The 16,856-nt window shown below is 47.9% G+C and carries 18 protein-coding genes; 10 read left to right on the top strand and 8 right to left on the bottom strand.

Going from position 1 to position 16,856, the window contains the following annotated elements; all coding sequences use genetic code 11:
• The first annotated feature begins 4 nt into the window (after nt 1-4).
• The 8 genes from GWC95_RS01355 to gcvT all read left to right on the top strand — a co-directional run bounded on the left by GWC95_RS01355 (nt 5) and on the right by gcvT (nt 7,232).
• Entirely contained in the window at nt 5-1,009 is a 1,005-nt protein-coding gene (locus GWC95_RS01355) for a fumarylacetoacetate hydrolase family protein (RefSeq protein ID WP_161816871.1), read from the top strand.
• Nucleotides 1,010-1,106: 97 nt separating this feature from the next.
• The gene (locus GWC95_RS01350; RefSeq protein WP_161816870.1) at nt 1,107-1,478 is read left to right on the top strand and encodes a phage holin family protein; all 372 of its coding nucleotides are present in this window, start codon (nt 1,107-1,109) and stop codon (nt 1,476-1,478) included.
• 513 nt (nt 1,479-1,991) lie between these two features.
• Complete coding sequence (locus GWC95_RS01345; protein WP_161816869.1) at nt 1,992-2,183, top strand: hypothetical protein; 192 nt, start codon at nt 1,992-1,994, stop codon at nt 2,181-2,183.
• 84 nt (nt 2,184-2,267) lie between these two features.
• A complete protein-coding gene (locus GWC95_RS01340; protein ID WP_161816868.1) occupies nt 2,268-2,633 on the top strand; it encodes a PadR family transcriptional regulator in 366 nt (121 codons plus the stop codon).
• 22 nt (nt 2,634-2,655) lie between these two features.
• Entirely contained in the window at nt 2,656-4,902 is a 2,247-nt protein-coding gene (locus GWC95_RS01335; RefSeq protein WP_161816867.1) for a PspC domain-containing protein, read from the top strand.
• A gap of 213 nt (nt 4,903-5,115) precedes the next feature.
• Entirely contained in the window at nt 5,116-5,508 is a 393-nt protein-coding gene (locus GWC95_RS01330; protein ID WP_161816866.1) for a hypothetical protein, read from the top strand.
• Nucleotides 5,509-5,520: 12 nt separating this feature from the next.
• Nucleotides 5,521-6,012 (top strand): nuclear transport factor 2 family protein, encoded by a 492-nt coding sequence (locus GWC95_RS01325; protein WP_202630183.1) that lies wholly within the window; start codon nt 5,521-5,523, stop codon nt 6,010-6,012.
• 134 nt (nt 6,013-6,146) lie between these two features.
• The gene (gene gcvT / locus GWC95_RS01320; RefSeq protein ID WP_161816865.1) at nt 6,147-7,232 is read left to right on the top strand and encodes a glycine cleavage system aminomethyltransferase GcvT; all 1,086 of its coding nucleotides are present in this window, start codon (nt 6,147-6,149) and stop codon (nt 7,230-7,232) included.
• A 90-nt stretch (nt 7,233-7,322) separates the two neighbouring features.
• On the opposite strand, the gene GWC95_RS01315 is transcribed toward gcvT, so the two are convergent.
• Nucleotides 7,323-8,099, bottom strand: coding sequence for a TIGR02757 family protein (locus GWC95_RS01315; RefSeq protein ID WP_161816864.1), 777 nt, complete (start codon nt 8,097-8,099; stop codon nt 7,323-7,325).
• Between the two features lie 89 nt (nt 8,100-8,188).
• Here GWC95_RS01315 and bglX point away from each other — a divergent pair, with 89 nt between their 5' ends.
• A complete protein-coding gene (gene bglX, locus GWC95_RS01310; RefSeq protein ID WP_161816863.1) occupies nt 8,189-10,441 on the top strand; it encodes a beta-glucosidase BglX in 2,253 nt (750 codons plus the stop codon).
• A 74-nt stretch (nt 10,442-10,515) separates the two neighbouring features.
• Here the strand turns inward: bglX and GWC95_RS01305 are convergent, their stop codons facing one another.
• From GWC95_RS01305 to GWC95_RS01285, 5 genes are all read right to left on the bottom strand, one after another.
• On the bottom strand, nt 10,516-11,655 hold the full coding sequence (locus tag GWC95_RS01305; protein WP_161816862.1) for a cystathionine gamma-synthase: 1,140 nt from the start codon (nt 11,653-11,655) through the stop codon (nt 10,516-10,518).
• A 75-nt stretch (nt 11,656-11,730) separates the two neighbouring features.
• Entirely contained in the window at nt 11,731-12,291 is a 561-nt protein-coding gene (locus GWC95_RS01300) for a DUF2911 domain-containing protein (protein ID WP_161816861.1), read from the bottom strand.
• Nucleotides 12,292-12,318: 27 nt separating this feature from the next.
• A complete protein-coding gene (locus GWC95_RS01295) occupies nt 12,319-12,912 on the bottom strand; it encodes an acyl carrier protein phosphodiesterase (RefSeq protein WP_161816860.1) in 594 nt (197 codons plus the stop codon).
• Between the two features lie 88 nt (nt 12,913-13,000).
• Nucleotides 13,001-13,660 (bottom strand): SdpI family protein, encoded by a 660-nt coding sequence (locus tag GWC95_RS01290; RefSeq protein ID WP_161816859.1) that lies wholly within the window; start codon nt 13,658-13,660, stop codon nt 13,001-13,003.
• Between the two features lies 1 nt (nt 13,661).
• Entirely contained in the window at nt 13,662-13,928 is a 267-nt protein-coding gene (locus GWC95_RS01285; protein WP_161816858.1) for an autorepressor SdpR family transcription factor, read from the bottom strand.
• A gap of 462 nt (nt 13,929-14,390) precedes the next feature.
• On the opposite strand from GWC95_RS01285, the gene GWC95_RS01280 reads away from it, so the two are divergent.
• Nucleotides 14,391-14,831: a hypothetical protein gene (locus GWC95_RS01280; protein WP_161816857.1), complete on the top strand. Its 441-nt coding sequence runs from the start codon at nt 14,391-14,393 to the stop codon at nt 14,829-14,831.
• 167 nt (nt 14,832-14,998) lie between these two features.
• On the opposite strand, the gene GWC95_RS01275 is transcribed toward GWC95_RS01280, so the two are convergent.
• Together GWC95_RS01275 and GWC95_RS01270 are read right to left on the bottom strand one after the other, a co-directional pair.
• On the bottom strand, nt 14,999-15,775 hold the full coding sequence (locus GWC95_RS01275) for a polysaccharide deacetylase family protein (RefSeq protein WP_161816856.1): 777 nt from the start codon (nt 15,773-15,775) through the stop codon (nt 14,999-15,001).
• Nucleotides 15,772-16,701 (bottom strand): glycosyltransferase family 2 protein, encoded by a 930-nt coding sequence (locus GWC95_RS01270; protein ID WP_161816855.1) that lies wholly within the window; start codon nt 16,699-16,701, stop codon nt 15,772-15,774. The genes GWC95_RS01275 and GWC95_RS01270 overlap by 4 nt, the downstream gene beginning before the upstream one ends.
• Nucleotides 16,702-16,856: the final 155 nt, after the last annotated feature.

Genomic DNA, 16,856 nt, shown 5'->3' with positions numbered 1-16,856 from the left:
TCTTATGAAACTGGTCTCTTACCTCGCCGACGGCCGCGATCAACTTGCCTTTTTAGTGGATGGGCTTTTATTCGACTGCGACCTGCTGCACCCCGATCTGCCCAACAGCATGAATATGTTTTTGCATTACTGGGACGATATGTTTCCCATAGCAAAACAGGTGGAAGCCGCCATCAAAAGCGGTAAGATCAGTAAAGAGTCGGGCGTTCCTTTTGCAGAAGTGGAATTGCTTGCGCCCGTTCCGTTTCCCACCTCGTGCCGCGACGGGTATGCATTCCGGCAGCACGTGGCCGCTGCGCGCAGGAACAGGAACGTGGATATGATACCGGAATTTGACCAGTACCCCATATTTTATTTTACCAATCACCACAGCATACAGGGCCCCGGGCCTGTTAAGTGCATGCCCGATCATTTTGAGAAACTGGATTTTGAGCTCGAGGCCGCGATCGTGGTTTGTAAAGCGGGAAGGAACATCACCGCTGAACAGGCGGATGAATACATCGGCGGACTCATGATCATGAACGATATGAGCGCACGCCGTTTGCAGATGGAAGAAATGCTGCTGAACCTCGGCCCCGCAAAAGGAAAAGATTTTTCTACCGTAATCGGCCCCTGCCTGGTTACGCTCGATGAACTTGAGGCTTACGAGGTTCCCTGCAAAGAGGGCCACACCGGTAAAAGCTGGAACCTGGGAATGAAATGTTTTGTAAACGGGATACAGGTGAGCGATGGAAACCTTTCGGATATGGACTGGACCTTTGCCGAGATCCTTGAACGTTGCGCCTATGGCGCCGATCTGCACCCCGGCGATGTAATAGGCAGCGGAACGGTAGGCACCGGCTGCTTTCTCGAGCTCAATGGAACCGGTAAACGCAACGACCCGAACTATACGGAGCAATGGCTGCAGGAAGGAGACGTGGTAGAAATGGAGATCGACGGCATCGGGAAGATTTCGAATACGATTGTGAAAGAAGAGAGCGACTTTTCTTTGCTGGCACGCAAAAAATAAAACTAAGAACACAGATCAATGCGTAACAACATTCCCAGGAAGCGTTATCGCGTTCACGCCTCCTTTTTAACCATGTAAAAAATCATTAACTTCAGTCATGGCAAAATTTTTCGCAAAAACCGTTGCAACCGCGCTCGCGGTTTTATTTGCTGCATATATTTTAAAAGGTGTGGAAGTGAATGGCACCGGAACGGCGCTGCTTGTTGCCTTGGTGCTTGGGTTGCTTAATAGTTTTATCAAACCGGTACTGGTTGTGCTTACCATACCCATTACAATAGTTACCCTTGGCTTGTTTCTTTTGGTGATCAACATCATCATTGTAAAATGGGCGGCCGGACTGGTAGATGGATTTACGGTGGATGGATGGTTCTCCGCTTTGTTGTTCAGCCTGGTAGTAAGCTTTGTTTCTTCGGTGATCGAAGGGATCATTGGAACGGGGGCGGAAGAGAAGAAGCGGAAGCGGAGATAATAGGATCAGCCTCAGCCGGCAGCAAGCCGATTCACTTCATTTTACTTTAATTGATCTTAGATTCCTTGTCGCACAACGCGTATTAATAACGCTTTTGTTTGTGCAGGATACATCGATCCGGAATAAACAAAGGATGTAAGAAGGCTCACGAAAAACTTCAATTCAAAAAAGGGGCGCAAAAGGATTCTTATTGCGTTTTCTTATTCGCCTGCCATCCCGGAACAGCCCGATTTACCTGTTAACCGCTGTTTCAGACGTATTTAGCCGCCACTCATCAATATCTATTACCACTTAACATTTTTCAAAAAATTGAAATTTATATAATTAATTGACAATCAATTAATTATATTTAACCAGTTACAATCTTATCCCTATTACCTAAAAAAACTAGGTACTATGTGTTGCATAGTACCAAATAATCGCTCATCTTTGTGTTGTCAAAGGGAATGAAGGAGAACAAACCGGGAGCCCTTTCAGAAACGAACATTCAAAAACACTTTTAATAAAAAGACCATGAAAACGCAAAACACAAACTTCTTCAAGGCGCTTGGCCAGGCCCAACTCGATAACCTTGTTAAGGAAGTAAAAGAAACAGTTGCTGTAAATGTTGCACAGGTTAACCAGAAAAATGCTTTTGGCGTAGTAGATTTATGGAACCTCGAACGCTCACGCAAAACGAGGATCGCAAGAAGACACTTTGCCTGATCGCAGGAACGAAAGCACAACAGCACTCATTACAATCACAACGCTTCCCCCTCACCCAAACGGGGGGAAACAAAAACTCCGGTTATGGATATTCAGAACACACAAAGTCAGATGCGAAAGGGTGTATTGGAGTTTTGCATTTTGTCTATCATACGCCAGGGCGAAGTTTATCCTTCCGACCTGGTTGAACGGATGAAATCTGCCAACCTCCATATCCTGGAGGGCACACTCTATCCTTTGCTCACCCGTTTGAAGAACGCAGGATTGCTCACCTACCGCTGGGTAGAAAGCAACAGCGGGCCGCCACGCAAATACTTTGTTATGACAGACAAAGGCCTCGAATTCTACGGGGAACTCGAAAGAACCTGGCAGGAACTCGCCGACGCCGTTCACGCACTCACCCAACCGCGTGAAGATGCTTCATCCGGTGAAAACCAATCCCAACCTTAACCACCTATAAAATTGAACTGACATGAAAAAGGTAATTAATATAAACTTTCAGGGCAGGGTAATTCCTATCGAGGAATCTGCTTACGACATGCTGAAACAGTATGTAGAAAGTTTGCGCAGGTTCTTTGCCGAAGAGGAAGGTCGCGACGAGATCATCAATGATATTGAAGGACGTATTGCCGAACTGTTTGGTGAGAGCCTCAAAAAAGGCAACACCTGCATCACCGATGATGAAGTGAACCACATCATCGAAAGCATGGGCCGCCCTGAAGACTTCGAAGGCGAAGAAGGCAAAGTAAAATCCCAACTCGGCGCAGAACAGACAGGAAGCAGCCATTCCTCTGCCGCTTTCGAATCAACACCTGAGCCACGCGGACGTTTGTACCGCGATGACAACGACAAGATCCTGGGCGGTGTGTGCGGAGGCCTCGGCAGCTACCTGCGCATCGATCCAACCATCGTTCGTCTTGTATTCGCCTTGCTGAGCTTTGGCGCCGGTACAGGTATACTCGTATATATTTTGTTGTGGATCATCCTCCCTTCAAAACCATTGAACCATACCTCTTCTACCAAAAGAATGTACCGCAATCCTGATGAAAAAGTGATCGCAGGCGTGGCAAGCGGTATCGCTTCTTACTTCGACATCGCCGTATGGATACCAAGGATCATTTTCGCACTGCCCCTGGTAGCCGGCATCGTTTCCTCTATATTCGGAAGGATCTTCTGGTTCGACCACGATCCGTTCCCTAATATTCTCTTCGGATCATTCGGCGGTACCTTGTTCGTAGTATATGCCGTATTGTGGGCCGTGATACCTGAAGCAAAAAGCGCTTCTGAAAAACTGGAGATGCGCGGAGAAAAAGTAGACCTCAATACCATCAAAAACACCATCCAGGAAGACCTCGAAGGCTTTAAGGCCCGTGCAGAAAAATGGGGCGGTGAATTTAAGGACCGCGCGCAGGACTTCGGAAAGGACTTTGGAAAAGACATAAGCCAGAAAGCGCAGCAATTCAGCGCAGAAGCAAGCTATGTAGCAAGAAGCGGCGGCAGCAGGATTGGTGGCGCGATAGGAATTCTTTTCAAAGCCTTTTTCCTTTTCATCGCCGGTATCGCTGCATTCGCATTGCTGGTGGCGCTGATCGCTTTGATGACCGCGGGCATTGGTGTGTTTCCACTGAAAGATTTCTTCCTCGAAGGTGTAACACAACATTTTCTCGCATGGGCAACCATCTTCCTTTTCCTGGGTGTGCCGGTAGTAGCATTCATCACATGGGTGATACGAAGGATCATGGGTGTTAAATCGAAAAAGAAATACCTCGGGTTCACTTTTGCAGGACTTTGGGTGATCGGTTTGATCTGCGGCGGCTTACTGGCAGCATCTATTGTACGCAACTTTGATGCACGTGCAAGAGACAAACAGGAACTTACCATCACACAACCCTCTCATGGAAAGATCATCGTTAACGTACCCGAATCAAGGATCAAAGTGATCGGCGGACGCTGGTTCCAGATGGATGGATTGCTTACCACCTCGGGCGACAGCCTGCTGCTGAACAACGTGCAGCTGCACCTTGTAAAAAGCAAAGACTCCCTGTTCCACGTTACCGCTTACAAAGAAAGCTATGGCCCTGATGAAAACACCGCATTGAAAAATGTGAACGAGATCCACTACGGTTTTGTTCAGCAAGACAGCCTTCTTGACCTCGACCGCGGCTTCTCCATCCAGAGAGGTACACGCTTCAGGAACCAGAATGTAACCGTGATCATGCAGATCCCCGTTGGTAAAAAAGTAGTGATCAAACGCTCGGTGCGCAACAGGCTCAACAACAATTTCCACATCAACAGCAGACACCGCTACGATTGGGATTTTGAAGAAGAATGGAACAGCAACGATTACGAAGACTGGTCGTCTGATGTGGAATACATCATGACAGAAACCGGCCTTGAAAGAACCAACAAAAAACCGGAAGAAACCTCTACCAGCGACGACAACGAAACACACAGCGATGCCGTAGAGAACTTTAAAAAGAGCAGGGAAGAACTGGAAAAAGAAATAGAAAAGAAACAGAAAGAAACAGAAGAACTGAAGAAACAACTCGACAAACCAGTAGATACCACCACCGCTCCAAAATACAAGTACCAAAAAGCAACAACTTACAATATTGTACCCGATACCAACAAAGCAACTGTAGAAGACAAGCCCAGCGATGCAGACAACAATGCATCACCGGAACTCTCCAGGATCGCTTTCATGCAGATGGTATTGTAAACTCGGTTGAAGTTGGGAATACAAGAACCTCGTCCTGTTCACAGGAGGAGGTTCTTCCCTTACTCTTCCTATTTTTTTGCCACGGATTTCGCGGAAGAGCACAGTTGGTTTCCGAAATCTGTACCCTCTCAAAAAATCTGTGTTCTTCCGTGAAATCTGTGGCAAAACTGCCCATGAATCACCCAAGCATTTTTTACCCGTAAATTATTTTAAATGAAAAAGGTTTTCCTGCTGCTCGTTCTATTCCTGGTGGGCGTCGCGGTTTTTGTGACCTATACTTTTGATTCGGTGTTCAGGCACGAAGATCAGCTGTCCATCAAAACAAAAGAAAAAGACAACTCGTACGAGATCCGCGCCTATTTCCACAGGGCGAAAACGAAGATGATCCAACGTTACATGGACCGTCAACTCGGCGCCAACGCCCTGTTTGAAAATTCAAGGATGGACGGGAAGGTAACACTCGATAACAACAGCACCTTCTACGTAAAAACACGGCCCGGCTATGTTTACATCCGCATGAAGAAAAATGAAAACGACTCTTCCGCCCTTGCAAAAATAAAAGAGCTCGACCACGGCATCAGGGAAAGATTAGCGACAGAACTTTAAAATTCCAAACCCATGAACATCAAATATTCATTCATCGGATCAAGGGTGCTATCGTTTGCGATCGTGTTCCTGTTGTCGGTTATGATAGGCCACGCCCAAAAGAACGCCCGCTCACCAGAAAACAAAAAACTGTACGCGGAGATCCTTCACATGGACAGCGTGCTGTTCAACGCCTTCAATACCCGCGACCTGAACACCATGAAAAATGTATTCGGAACCAACCTGGAACTGTACCAGGACAACGACGGCGTAAAAGACTACACGCAAACCATGAAAGATTTCGGCTCGATGTTCGCGCGGGATTACGTGTTGACAAGAACACTGGTACCCGGCAGCATGGAAGTATATCCCATCAAAAATTTTGGCGCCATACAAACAGGATCGCACGAGTTCAGCCATGTAGAAAACGGGAAACCGGAAAAAGGCGTTTTCAAATTTGTGCACATCTGGAAGAAAGATGGAACGGAATGGAAGTTGACAAGGGTGATCACGTTTGACCACTAACCATTTGGAATTTTATACAAAAGAAGCCGCCGGTAGTTAAATGAACCGCGGTTTTTTTTTATGCCTGTTTCAAAATTTCACAATCCACAAATTCCAAGATCAAAGCCCTATTTTTGCGTCCTAACAACCTAACGATGAAAAACACTCCCTTCACCCGGAAACACATTGCACTTGGCGCCAAGATGGCCGAGTTTGCGGGCTATAACATGCCGATCAGTTATACAGGTATCAACGATGAACACGCAGCCGTTCGCAAAAATGCAGGTGTTTTTGATGTGAGCCATATGGGCGAATTCATGCTCAAAGGAGAAAACGCCCTCGACCTGATCCAGCGCGTAACCTCCAACGATGCTTCAAAGATCACCAACGGGCAGGCGCAGTACAGTTGCCTGCCGAACGAGGAAGGCGGGATCGTAGACGACCTGATCGTGTATTGCATTGAGCAGAACAAAGTATACATGCTTGTTGTAAACGCATCGAACATTGAAAAAGACTGGAACTGGATCAGCAAATACAATACAAAGAATGTGGAGATGCACAACATCAGCGACAAAACCTGTCTCCTCGCCATCCAGGGACCAAATGCAACAAAGATCCTGCAGCCGCTTGTTGATACCGACATCATGAACCTCAAATACTACACCTTTACCAAAGGAAAATTTGCGGGGGTTGACAATGTGCTCGTGAGTGCCACAGGCTATACAGGGTCGGGCGGCGTAGAAATCTATTTTGAAGACAAAGACGGCGCTGCCGATAAAATATGGGATGCAATCTTCGAGATCGGCACACCACAGGGATTGAAACCGATCGGGCTCGGTGCACGCGATACACTCAGGCTTGAAATGGGTTATTGTCTTTACGGAAACGATATCGACGATACCACTTCTCCATTGGAAGGCGGGTTGGGCTGGATCACAAAATTCACCAAGGATTTTACGGCGAAAGAGATACTTCAGAAACAAAAAGCAGAAGGCGTAACCCGCAAACTGGTTGGCTTTGAAATGATCGACCGCGGCATACCCCGCCACGATTACCTTATCAAAGATGCAGCAGGAAATACCATCGGCAAGGTAACCAGCGGAACACAGGCACCGTCGCTCGGCAAAGCGATCGGGCTGGGATATGTGGCCACTTCACACGCCGCATTGGATACAGAGATCTTTATCGACATCAGGAATACCGGCGTTAAGGCCAAGGTGGTAAAAGCGCCGTTCAGTTAACAACGGTCTTATGCATGATCAAAAGCGCCGGTGCCGAAATCACCGGCGCTTTTTTTTGCATGCATTGTTCCTGGCCCAGTTCAATACCGCTTATTGAAATTTTTCCATCACACCCAATCCAAACAAAGCAAAATCGAATTTTACCGGGTCGAGCGGATCCAGTTTCTTCAAATACGCCGTTAGTTCAACAGCGGCCAGCCAATCGGTCTGTTTCCTGTGTAACAGATCAAACCGCTTTGCAACACGCGCCACGTGCAGGTCTATGGGGCAGACCAGGTCTGCAGGACTTATTTTTTTCCAGATACCAAAATCAACACCGTTCTTATCGCGCCGCACCATCCAGCGCAGGTACATGTTGATGCGTTTGCAGGTGGAGCCCTTGTAAGGAGTGGCAATGTGCTTTTTTGTTCTGCCGGGCACATGCTCCAGCGAGAAAAAATAATTGTGAAAATGGATCAGCGATTGCTCCATTGTATGCTCCCCGCCGCGCGGGATCTTCAGGAAAGCGGTTTCAAGGCTGTTGTTGTTGGTATAATGGTGTTTCAGGAATGCGATGAAATACAACAGGTCCGTTGCATTGAAGGTGCGGTGTTTGAACTGCAGCAGCGACCTGAGATCATTTTCGCTGTGGTTGAGGCAGAAATCGTGTGGCTCATTTCCCATCAGCCCCATCAGTTCTTTTGATTTGTTGATGATGGTGGTTCGGTTTCCCCAGGCAAATATGGCGGCAAACAACCCCGCGATCTCTATATCCTGCTTTTTTGTGAAAAGATGCGGAATACATACGGGATCGTCCTTGATGAACGATGGCCGGTTGTATTGCTTCACTTTTGCTTCAAAAAAATCCTTCAGGTTCTCTTTTTCCATGATCTACGAAATCGTTTTCTCTTTCTTCGCCTTATCGCTTTTATAAACTATCTACCTTTCCTATATTTATCGCCCGCAAAACCTAACCGATGCTTAAAAAAATTGCCATTGTTTGCCTGCTTGCCTGTTCCCAATTTGTTTTTGCCCAGAAAAAACCGGCGCCAGGCCCGGCCTACAAAAATGCAAAGCTAACCATTAACCAGCGGATCGCCGATCTGCTGCATCGCATGACCCTTGAAGAAAAAGCCGGCCAGCTCAACCAGCTCAACGGTGGTGTATTCACCGGCCCGGCAGTAAACGATGCCAACCAGCAGGCCAAGGTGCAGATGGTGCGCGAGAGCAAGGTGGGCTCTTTTCTCAATGTTACCGGTGTGAAAGAAACGCGCAACATCCAGAAAGTGGCGGTGGAAGAAACGCGCCTGGGCATACCCATCCTTTTTGCATTTGATGTGATCCATGGATACAAAACCATTTTCCCCATCCCCCTTGCAGAAGCCTGCAGCTGGGATCTTCCGCAGATCGAAAAAAATGCTTCGGTGGCAGCAAGGGAAGCAGCGGCGGCCGGGCTCCACTGGACCTTTGCGCCGATGTGTGATATCAGCAACGACCCACGCTGGGGGCGTGTGATGGAAGGTGCGGGTGAAGACACCTGGTATGGAGAAAAAGTAGCGGCTGCCCGCGTAAAAGGTTTACAGGGCGATCTGGATGATGCGAACCATGTGTTGGCCTGCGTAAAACACTACGCCGCATACGGTTTATCGGAAGCCGGAAGAGAATACGGCAATGTAGATGTATCGCGCAGCGCATTGTGGAACAAATACCTGCCTCCTTACAAGGCCGCGGTAGATGCGGGTGCGGCAACCGTAATGAATTCGTTCAACCTCGTAGACGGCGTTCCCGCAACGGCTAATAAATACCTGGTGGATGATGTGCTCAAAAAGAAATGGAACTTCAAAGGGCTGGTAGTGAGCGATTGGGGCTCCTTTGGAGAGATCGTTACACATGGTTATGCAGAAGACGGGAAAGACGCCACACGCAAGGCCCTGGAAGCGGGCAGTATGATGGATATGGAATCGAAACTCATCATCCAATACCTGCCGCAATTGGTAAAGGAAGGAAAGCTTACGATGAAACAGGTGGACGAGGCTGTATCGCGCGTGCTGTACTACAAATTCAAACTCGGGCTCTTCGAGGATCCCTACCGTTTTTCAGACGAGGCCCGCGAGTCGGCCAGCCTTTTTACAACGGCCAACCGAACGGAAGCATTGAAAGCGGCAAGAAGTTCAATGGTGTTGTTAAAGAACGATGCCAATGCACTGCCGCTTAAAAAACAGCTTGGCAAAATTGCACTCATCGGCCACTATGCAAAAAGCAAGGAAGACATGTTCGATTTCTGGATCGCCAACGGAAAAGCAGATGAGGCCGTGAGCGTACTGGAAGGGCTGCAGTCGAAATTCGGCGCATCCAAAATTACATTTGCCGAGGGCTACAACGCAGACGCAACCACGAATGAAAAACTGATCAGCGATGCAGTGTCCGCTGCCTCGGGTGCCGATGCGATCGTTGTGGTGATCGGCCTCAGCGGAAAATTATCGGGCGAAGAAAGATCGCTCGCAAATCTTAACATTGCCGAGGGACAGGTGCAGGTATTAAAAGCATTGCAGAAAACCGGCAAACCCGTTATTGCCCTGATCAACAGCGGAAGGCCACTCGTACTTACCCAGGTAAAAGATCTCACCAACGCGATACTGCAGTGCTGGATCCTCGGCACAGAAACCGGCAACGCGGTGGCCGATGTGCTTGCGGGTGATTACAACCCTTCGGGGAAAACAGTGATGAGCTTTCCGTATGCTGTTGGACAGATCCCCGTTTACTACAACCACATCAACACCGGAAGACCCACGCCCGAAAAACGCGATGGCCCTTTCACCTCGCGTTACCGCGATATCCCGAATGCGCCTTTGTATCCTTTCGGGTTTGGATTGAGTTATACAACGTTTGAATATGCAAACCTGAACTGCGGTAAAACAGTAACGAAACAAACCCAATTGCCCGTAAGCATCACGGTAAAAAACACAGGCGCTTATGATGGTGAGGAGGTTGTTCAGCTGTACATCCGCGACATGACAGCCTCGATCGTTCGGCCGGTGAAAGAGTTGAAAGGCTTCCGGAAAATATTTTTGAAAGCAGGCGAAACCAAAACCGTCGATTTTGTTTTAACCCCAAAGGACCTTTCTTTTTTTGATGGGGAAGGAAACGTAAAACTTGAAACAGGTAAGTTTAAGGTTTTTGTAGGCGGCGATTCAAAAAACACGGTTGAGGCATCTTTTGAGTTGAAGTAACACAAAAAAGAAACGAAGAAAAGAGTTGATCTGCTCCTTTCTTCGTTTCTCTTTACAATAGCGGCCGCAGCAGCCTAACCGATCGCTGCTGTAAGATCGGCAACCAGGTCATCCACATCCTCGATGCCCACGCTCAGGCGGATCAAACTATCGCTCAACCCATTCTTTATTCTTTCCTCGCGTGGAATGGAAGCATGCGTCATAGACGCAGGATGGTTGATCAATGACTCAACACCGCCCAGGCTTTCTGCCAATGAAAATATTTTTGTGGAGGAAAGAACGCGTTTGGCTTCATCAACGCTGTCGTTTTTCAAAACAAAACTCATCATTCCCCCAAAACCGCGCATTTGTTTTTTGGCGATGGCGTAGTTGTGATGGTCCTCAAATCCGCACCAGTATACTTTTCCTACTTTCGGATGGTTGCGCAAAAAATGGGCGATCTTCTCACCGTTCTCGCAATGGCGCTGCATACGTATGTGCAGCGTTTTGATCCCACGCAGAACCAGGAAACAATCCATCGGCCCCGGAACCGCGCCGCAGCTTTTTTGTATAAAATACAATTGTTCACGGAGGTTTTCATCGTTCATCACAAGACAACCCTGTATCAGGTCGCTGTGCCCGCCGAGGTACTTGGTAGCGGAATGCATAACAATATCTGCCCCAAGATCGAGCGGGTTCTGCAGGTAGGGTGATGCAAAGGTATTGTCTACACACAACCACGCTTTTGCTTCCCTGGCCACAGCCGCCACCGCTTCAATATCCGTGATGTTCATGAGCGGGTTGGTAGGCGTTTCTATCCAGATCAGTTTTGTCTTTTCCGAAATGGCTTTGCGGATGTTGTTCACATCGGTTGTATCAACATACGTGAACTGGATGCCGTACTTGGCAAATATTTTTGTGAAGAGGCGGTAGGTTCCGCCATACATATCGTTCGCAGCGATCACTTCGTCGCCCGGCGATAACAATTTGATCACCGCATCTGTTGCTGCAACACCACTGCCGAAAGCCAGGCCAAACCTGCCGTTCTCTATTTGCGCATAGGCATCTTCCAAAGCTTTGCGTGTTGGGTTCTGGCTGCGTGCGTATTCATATCCTTTGTTTACCCCGGGCGCTTCCTGTACATAGGTTGATGTCTGGTAGATCGGGGTCATGATCGCACCTGTAGATGGATCCGGTTCTGCACCTGCGTGAATGTATTTTGTTGCGAGTTTCATGAACTTTATTATGTGGTTATTGAAATGGTTGTTTTACATGGAATCCGGCAAACGATCTTTGTTATACCGACCGCATCACGGCGCTACCGACATGGGCAGTACCGCTTTCAGATCATCCCATAACAAAACAAGATTGGCGCCGGTGCGTGTTTCATCAAAATACATGGTGAAGGCCTCAACGGTATCGTTTGTTTTGTCGAGCTCCACATCTTTGCGGAGCACATCTTTCTTGCTGTCGTATTTGAAATGTCCCCAGCTGTAATTATCCCGGTTGATGATCAATGTCCATTTTGTTTCGTGCGGAATGCAGTACATGGTGTAGCGTCCTTTGGCAATGAACTTGCCCGCCACTTTTACATTTGTAAAGAATTCGATCTCCGTTGCCTCGTTCGCGCCCAGCCTCCATACCTCATCGTATTTCTGGATGCTGCCAAAAATGGTCCTTCCGTTGATCATCGGCCGTCCATACAGCACACGCGCAATGGGCATCGACCTCGCTTTGCCGTTCATTTTAAGGATGGGATAGTTGTGGGGCCAGTAATTCATGTCCATCGGCGACTTATCCAGGTCCGTTGGCTTCTGTGCCTGCGAGGAGAAAAAAGCAAGCATACAAACGAGGCTTACTACTACTTTCATTGAAAAGGATTTTACCAAAGATAACCGCTATTGTATTAGCAAAGCGTTGAATTGTGTGGAAGTATATTGGTACAGCTCGGGGAAAAAAGCCTTGTATGCTTCGTGCAGCGCATCGTAGTGAAGCACAAAGAGATCGAACACTTCTGCAGAACTGTTTAAATACTGCGCCCTGCGCACCACGCCGCCAAAACTTTTTTCGATGCCGTCTGTGAAGCGGTAACCAAACAGCCAGTTCTGCTGAGACATATAAGGCAACAGTGCCGCAAAACGTTCGGGCAATAAGGATAGGTTGCTGTGGAGTTGCGCATACACCTCTTCTGCAAAAGACCGGAGGCCGGTTTCGGTGAAATGCGTTGCATCGAGCGCGAGGAAATGGTCGTACACCACATCCACAAAGGCACCACTGTAGGGGCCAACCGCAGGTTTCAGAAATTCTTTTGCCCTTTTGGTGGCGGGATGCTGGTCGGTGAACGTATCGATGGCTCTGTGCAGGCGGATGCCCTGCTGCACCACCGGGGGGTAATCGAATTGTTTGCGGCCCTTTACAAAATCGCTGATCATGTTTCCCACCAATACCTGTGGTTGATGGAAGGATAGATAGGCGTGGGCGAGGTAATTCATGGGTAGAAGATACGTGTGAAGAGCCGGGAAACAAGAATGATGCCACGGATTTCACGGAAAAACACAGTTGGCCGCCGGGGGTGTGAAATTATACACCGTGTTTTTTATAGTAGCGGTAGGAGAACACGGCGGGTATCGCGATCATGGGGATGAGCACGATCAGCAAAACGAAGATGCCCAGCTCCATCGGCAGGAAAAAGGTGGCGATGGTGATGAGCAGCCCGCCGGGCACCCAGATCTTGCTTACAAGCTGGTGCGTTTTGCGCCAGTTGTCTTCGCTCTCCAGCGTCCAGGGCGTGCGGAAGCCAACGAAATAGTTGGGTTTGATGCTGTGCATGTAATTGCCAAGCACCGCAAAGAACAATCCCATCAACGGCAACAAAAAATGATTCAGGGCAAGCGTGTCTCCTTTCATCGAAGAAACAATGGTCACGTTTATGCCGGTGAGAAATATCACGACCACGAAAGCGATCTTCCTGTATACGTCGGGCGACCGCCCTGCCTTGTTCTTTGGGTCTATTTTAGGAAGCGCACTCATCAGGAAATAAACGCCGAGCGCCACTACACACAAAAGACCGGTGCTGAACCACAGGTTGTCTTTCGAACCAAAACCATCGGGTTTACCATTGGCGCCAAAATGAATGGGAATGGTGTGGGGCAGGCCGGGATAAATGATGGCAGCATAGACCAATGGTATCGCAACAATCAGCAATACCAGCAGGGTTGCCATGGTTGAAAACTTTTTCATGCTATTTCTTTTTGTTTTTTGAGAATTGAATGATCCATTTCAACACCTCGTCCATCACCGTAGTATTAAGCGAGTAATAGATAAACTGCCCCTCTTTCACCGATGTTACCAGCTCCGCCTGTTTCAAAAGATCGAGGTGGTGCGATATGCTCGGTTTGGAAATATGGAACCGGTCCGCAATCTCGCCTGCCGTAAGATCACCATCTTTCAACAACTCCAGTATCTCCCGCCGCGTCTGGTCGTTAAGCGCCTTGAATAATAAGTTCAAATGATTGATTATATATTTAGACAAATATCTAAATGTTTTTCGACAACGCCAACTTTCAACCGGCAAAATGGCGACCAAGGCATTATTGTCGCTCTTTTACATTACGCAATTGTTAAGAAAATCGACCCGACTTTTTACATAAATACCGGTTGCCGCAGGTTTGTATACGCAGCGCACAAGGGATTCCCGCCGTTCATACCAAACCGGACACACCGTACAATCCATTCGTCACTGGTTTTAAGAATCCGTTAAGAAATTGGCTGAAACACTTGCTGGCATTGCGTTTCACGCGGTTTCACGGTATAAATCGGCGGGTGTTGGCTACCGTTTGTAACATCGGGGTGGTAAAAACCTTGTTTCCGTCACAATTCAAAATAAAAAGAAGGGAAGGTTTTTAGATTTGGATTGTCAATAAAAAATGACATCAAACAACATTTATTATAAAATTAAAAACGAACCACTATGAAAAAATTATTTATCGCAGCACTCATTGTGTTAGCAGCCGCCGGAAGTTCTTTTGCAGCAGATGTTGCTAAGGTTTCACGCCAGATGAAAAACAATTTCGAGATCCTGTTCCCCCGCGCCACCAATGTTGAGTGGGCCGAAGCACCACAGTTTCTCAGCGCTACTTTTACCGTTGACGATGAAGAGATGACCGCATTCTTTGCAAAAGACGGCGACCTCATCGGCACCACGCAGAAAATGGAACTGAGCCAGCTCCCAGCGAAAGGTTTGAAAAAGATCAAAAAAACGTATCCAACTTTCACCATCACAGAAGCGCTGGAGTTTACCAGCGGCGAACAATCAAAATACTATGTAATGGTGGCAGATAGCAACAGGAAACAGATCCTCGAGGTAAGCGCCTTTGGTGATGTTTCTGTGTTCAAGGGAAAAATCAAATAATACGCTTGAACCGCAACGTGAACGGTGAACATTGAATTTCTGAATAAGGTTTAAGGATCCAGGTTCAATCTGCAAATGAACGGTCACTACGATCCGTGTTCACCGTTCACGTTCCATTCATAAAGGATTCTCAAGCATAGGTTAGGTTGTAGATCAGAAGAGCCCCGTTACGCGGGGCTTTTCTCGTTCACGAACTCGTTCATCGCGATGAACGATGCTTCCTTCTTCAGATCGCGAACGAGCCTGTGCAGCCGCTCCAGCAGCTGGTATCCATCCGGCTTTTTGGTGAAATTTGGCAGCCCGTAGTTGTCTATATCCGTAAACTCCCATGGATGAAAATAAAGACACAGGTAGCCATCTTTCTTCAGCGTTTGCAGGGCAAGCATTTTGAAAACGGCATAGGGCAGGTTTTTAAAACTGAGCCAGAACAACGGAACCCGGATCAGTGGCGAAACGGAGGCGGGCACACGTGTCATTCCCCCATCGTTGTAAACCGTTCTCGGCAGGTGAAAATTATTGTAGCGGCCCGGCAGCCAGGTTGGGTTGATGGATGAATCGTATCTGTATCCTGCCTTTTTTACTTCGTCCATCTCCACTTTGCGCATGCGCGGCATACGCAGCCCCGTTACCGGTTTGCCGGCGATCTCTTCCAGTTTTTCTTTCGATTGAAGCAGGTGCTCATCCACAAATTCAGAATGGTAAAAAGTATGCGAGGCGATCTCGTGCCGGCCGGCCAGCTGCCTGATGTTCACTGGGTAATGCATCGCAAAATTAGCCGTGGTAAAAAGCGTAGACACAATGGAGGGGTCACTCAGCAACGGATCTATCGCATCCAGCCCATTCTTCCCTACACGCATCTGTTCTCCGGGGCTGATGGAAAAATTGTATTCGAGCGGCATGTCAAATTCCTCCACATCAAAACTCAGCAGCACATAACGGTTCATCCCTGTAGGTTTGATTCTTTGATGATGTAATGCGGGCGCTGTTTGCTTTGCATGAACAGTTTACCGAGGTACATGCCGATGATGCCCAGTATCATCAACTGCAGGCCGCCAAAGAAGGCCATGGTGGCGATCATGGATGCCCATCCTGAAATGGTGTGACCGAAATAATAACTGTAGATGATGTATGGAATATAGAGCAGCGATAAGATCGAAAAAATAAAACCCAGGTACGTTGCAATGTACAGCGGTCTTGTGCTGAACGATGTAATGCCCTGCAACGCGAAACGCAGCATTTTTTTCATCGTATACTTCGATTTTCCATGGGTGCGCTGCGCAGGATCGTATTCTATCCCAAGCTGGTTAAATCCCATCCATTTCACCAGGCCCCGCATAAAGAGATCGGTTTCCTTGAATGCCCGGAACACTTCCACCACTTTTTTATCCATCAACCGGAAATCTGCCGTGCCCTGCTCCAGTTCTATATCTGATAAATTATTAATGAGGTTGTAAAACATGTTCGATGTTTTGCGTTTCATCAGCGGCATTTCCTTGTGGTCCTTGCGGATGGTATACACCACATCAAAACCCTGCTCCCATTGGCGGATCATTTCCGGCACCAGGTCGGGCGGGTGCTGCATATCGCCGTCCATCATGATCACCGCATCGCCGTCTACCAGGTCGAGCCCCGCTTTCAGTGCATTCTGGTGCCCGAAATTCCTGGCGAGTGATATGAAAAATACATTGTTGCTGGCCGAAGCGAGGCGTTTGAGCTCGTTCATGGTTCCATCTGTGCTGCCATCGTCTACAAACGTGATCGAAAAACCATAGGGCAGCGATGCAAAAACATGCTGCAATGCAGCCGTGATGATGCTTACGTTTGCTTCTTCATTGCAAACAGGTATAACGACGGAGATTCGTTTCTTCATCTGGCAGACAGGGGGATTGATGCCACTAAGGTAAGAATTTAGCGGATAGCCGGGGGCCAAACCAAACAGGCCTATTTTTTCAGGCCGGCCGCATATTTATAAAGGCCGTTATAATATCAAAGAATTTCGCTTCGTCCTTTGCTGAAGTATCACAA

It is taken from the genome of Sediminibacterium roseum (assembly GCF_009939005.1).
Lineage (GTDB): Bacteria > Bacteroidota > Bacteroidia > Chitinophagales > Chitinophagaceae > Sediminibacterium > Sediminibacterium roseum.
The sequence above is the reverse complement of the archived record's forward strand: the minus strand, read 5'-3'. Positions and strand labels throughout refer to the sequence as shown.